Origin of the sequence: Hoylesella timonensis 4401737 = DSM 22865 = JCM 15640 (genome assembly GCF_000455445.1) — a bacterium.
Taxonomy (GTDB): Bacteria; Bacteroidota; Bacteroidia; order Bacteroidales; family Bacteroidaceae; genus Prevotella; species Prevotella timonensis.
In genome coordinates, this window is the sequence record NZ_HG417092.1 from 259,909 (window position 1) to 263,341 (window position 3,433).

Here is a 3,433-nt window from a genome sequence, read left to right on the forward strand (position 1 = left end):
GTCAAGACGGTAGGTGCTGAATATCTATACCTGTAATAATGCTTACGCAGATGTTTTCCAGACTGGTTTTGGATAATGCCTACAACTTATGGGAATGATATTGTGTATTGCCTCAAGTCACATTGTGGGGTAAGGGGATATTGTAGGCAGAAGTGGGTGCTTCAAGTTCAAATTATCTGCAAATTCAGTAATGAGAGGACGTGTAAACGCAATAAGGACGTTCAAGGGCTTAGTTGCGGATTTGAGGTATGTAAAAGAAACATGCTTTCATATATAGTACCTTTTCCGCAAATACATTGCGGTCTATAATGCCACCGTTTCTCTGTTCTTCATATTCCTTCAACTTCGAATAATACATGGGGCGCATCACAGAAAAATAAGGGCCACCTCCTTTATCAAACTCGTCAAACCATGAAGAAAGGTGATTTTCAAAGAATATCTTATGTTTAGCTTTCCTATCTTCTGGTATCACTCCAATATAATCTTTTACCTCGTCGTCAAAACGAATCTTTTGAGAATTGGTTCCATAGATCAGAATCAAATAGTATAATACGTAATCAGAAGCCTCCGGAAATTGCAAGAGGTCAAATCCCAACATACCTTTTTCATTACGCATAATCTTCATATGTTGAAACAGAAAATCTTTCTCATGCCACTTAAGATTTTTGAATTCCTTACGATGTGGCATTACTTTATTAATATACCTCCCGTCATAAAGGAAACATTGGATTGCGTATTTTGATACCTGTAACAAACGATGGTCAATGGCACATCTAAGGAATTATAATTTGTCTGAAGTCATGAAGTAATTTCTCCATTCTTTTCATCAATTCCTTAAAGGGCTTGGCTTCGCCATATATATATCCATCTACCATATTTGTCTCATAGTCCAGACGATAGGCTTTCAGAACCTCATTTCGGGGGATAAAATCAATACTTGTCGGATAATCTTTGTCATAGTCCACATATCCCAAATGATAGAAACGACGACGATGTTCTACGATAGCCTTATAAAGGTTGCCATCGTTCAGTGACTTCTGGCCAAACTCTGTGTCCATCAATCTATCTAAATCATAGAGATGCCGGGACATACGCAATGTTCTTGGTTCTTCCTTTTGAAGCTCCTCACTAAGAAGCAGTGCCTTCTCCAAAAATGTTCTTGATGGCGTTACAGTCTTGATAGATGCTGTCATTTCATCATCCTCTTCAGGGAACTTATCAAAGACAAGAGAGCGAATGTCGCATTTCTCATTAGGCTCAGACATAGATAGACAACTGATTTCTATTTTAATCCTCGCATCAATAAGTCTCATGCTGGACGGGAAGATACTTTCATAATTGACGAATATTACCGTTGGGTCACTGTCATGATCTATAGGCTTGGGAGGTTCCCCCGCCATCGTTTCATTCTTTACAGTATATCCTTCAATTCCCATTTTCTGAAGTTCCACATCCAGTTCTGCTGAAAGTGTCCCATGAATATAATCTCGCGACGCTTTTCTTAACTTCTTTACCTGATTGTTGTTCTCGCACTTTGCAAATGGCAAGTTAAGGACGTCCCCAAAGAAGTTCCTGCCAATGGAAATGTCTATATCTTCACTGAATCGATTGATGAGATTCCATCCTTTACTCAATGAAGTTCCCCCCTTGAAAAGAAGCCATTTCCCACAAGATGTATTGAACAAAGCTTTGAGGACTACTGTCACCCACCAATCCTTCTCTATCGCATTATCTTCGATATTATGATCTTGTGCGACTGATTGTATCATTGAGATCCTCTCATCAATGCTATGATTCTGCCAACTGCTCATGATTCTTATTGTTTAGGATGTTTATTATTTTTCTTCTTATCCATGCAGGCATGACTTTTAAGTCTTCCGACATGGTATCGTCCTCTGGATATTTACTCAATATCACATTGATTGCACTTTCCCACTCGCCATTATAGTTTCGTTCACCGATAGCTTTCATGGCTTGTACTAACAGACGTGTGACCTTTCCCTTCAATGCGAAATTCTTGGGCACTCCTCTTTTGAACGTGATGGTTTTATTGCCACACTTGATTTTTCTTGCAGACCCACTGGTGAGAAAAACAGGGGTCATGGTAACTTGTTCGGATAATCCAAGCATATTCAACGCTGTACTACCAGTAGGGAGAATTTCAGCATTGTCTCTCTCTGCAATTGCATGGGCTATCTCTTCGGTAGTTGGATAAACTATACCAAATTTAGTTTTCTTCGCTTTAAGGTATATGCCACGAGATAATCTTAACAACAAATCCTGTCGGACAAAATCTGATAAAATCTTGCCCACATACTCATCGTCGTATTCTGGGAAACTATTATTAAAAAACAGAGTACCGGTGTTTGCTTTTTCAATACAGTTCCTAAGAATATCAACAACCTTCTTCTCTTCTTTGTTTATTAACATACATTAAGTCGGTTATTTTTGCAAAAATACCGAGTATAATTCAAAGTACCAAATTATCTGGAGGATTTTATTTGAATAAACGAATTTTTCTTTCAATTAGAATAAAAAGGAAGAATAAACCTTGTTTGTTTGTGGGAAAAATGCTATCTTTGCAATGTTATTTAGAGGTTGTATGAGTCACTAACAACAATTTAAAATAGTTTTAATTGACCTTCCAATTCTCTTTAGAGTCTCCTTGCTTTTTAATAATAGCCGGGTGACGAGTTCTTTGAATAATTGTCAGCATATACTTCTAATGTTTGTTAAATTAGAAAACAAGGGATGTTGGGGTCAAAAATGTGTTACTACCGAGTCAAATGTGTTACTGGTGTGTTACCAACTCTTTAGGCAATATTCACTTGCCTGCAAAATTAAGGATAACACATTCATTGTGAGCACATTGCAATAATACCATTATTTTGATATTTGCGACCCCAAACGGATCACTTGATGCCCCATGCGGGTCACAAAACGTTAAAAAGGGATTCTTTCGGGAGTCCCCTTTTTTAGGTTCAGACACACGCACTTGTGTTCCAATGCGTAGTACCTCTTCAATGAGTTTCTTTGTATCCATATCTTAAATGTATTCGTGTCAATCGATAAGATTCGTGCTTACTAAGGCCTACATCAACCACTTCTACACAGGAACCACGGGTATTTCCTCTTCCGTGTCCTCCTCATCGTAAGTAATCAGCAGGCACTTCCAATCCTCGTGCGCTTTGGCATACTTGACCAGTGGTAGTACCTCCTTGTTGTAAGTGGTCTCATCCTTGATGCTGTAGGACACTTGTATAGCAAGCTTCTCGTCAGGCACAACGAAGTCTATCTCCTTCTCCGCATTCAGGAAAAACACATTCTTTTTGCCACACCGCCTGCACAGTTCTACCGCCACCATGTTCTCTAGTAGCGATGTCTCTGAATTCATCAGGAACAGGTTCAGTAAGCCGTTATCAACGAAGTAGTA

At 38.8% G+C, this 3,433-nt stretch carries 3 protein-coding genes and 2 pseudogenes; 1 reads left to right on the forward strand and 4 read right to left on the reverse strand.

Translation table 11 applies throughout. The annotated features are described in order from the left end of the window. The first annotated feature begins 88 nt into the window (after positions 1-88). Positions 89-277 (forward strand): annotated as a pseudogene (locus tag BN35_RS14100) (hypothetical protein). On the opposite strand, the gene BN35_RS04545 reads toward BN35_RS14100, so the two are convergent. The 4 genes and pseudogenes from BN35_RS04545 to BN35_RS04565 all read right to left on the reverse strand — a co-directional run. Next, entirely contained in the window at positions 230-616 is a 387-nt protein-coding gene (locus BN35_RS04545) for a hypothetical protein (protein WP_145992933.1), read from the reverse strand. The pseudogene BN35_RS14100 and the gene BN35_RS04545 overlap by 48 nt on opposite strands. Positions 617-773: 157 nt before the next feature. Next, the gene (locus BN35_RS04550) at positions 774-1,811 is read right to left on the reverse strand and encodes a nucleotidyl transferase AbiEii/AbiGii toxin family protein (RefSeq protein ID WP_025073244.1); all 1,038 of its coding nucleotides are present in this window, start codon (positions 1,809-1,811) and stop codon (positions 774-776) included. Then, entirely contained in the window at positions 1,789-2,430 is a 642-nt protein-coding gene (locus BN35_RS04555) for a DUF6088 family protein (RefSeq protein WP_007175199.1), read from the reverse strand. The genes BN35_RS04550 and BN35_RS04555 overlap by 23 nt, the downstream gene beginning before the upstream one ends. 676 nt (positions 2,431-3,106) lie before the next feature. After that, a pseudogene (locus BN35_RS04565) lies at positions 3,107-3,433 on the reverse strand (ATP-binding protein); the annotation flags it as partial.

Excerpts from the sequence above, each read along its gene's own strand:
- BN35_RS04545 (WP_145992933.1), bottom strand. The coding sequence starts at position 616 with ATGCGTAATGAAAAAGGTATGTTGGGATTTGACCTCTTGCAATTTCCG.
- BN35_RS04550 (WP_025073244.1), bottom strand. The coding sequence starts at position 1,811 with ATGAGCAGTTGGCAGAATCATAGCATTGATGAGAGGATCTCAATGATA.
- BN35_RS04555 (WP_007175199.1), bottom strand. The coding sequence starts at position 2,430 with ATGTTAATAAACAAAGAAGAGAAGAAGGTTGTTGATATTCTTAGGAAC.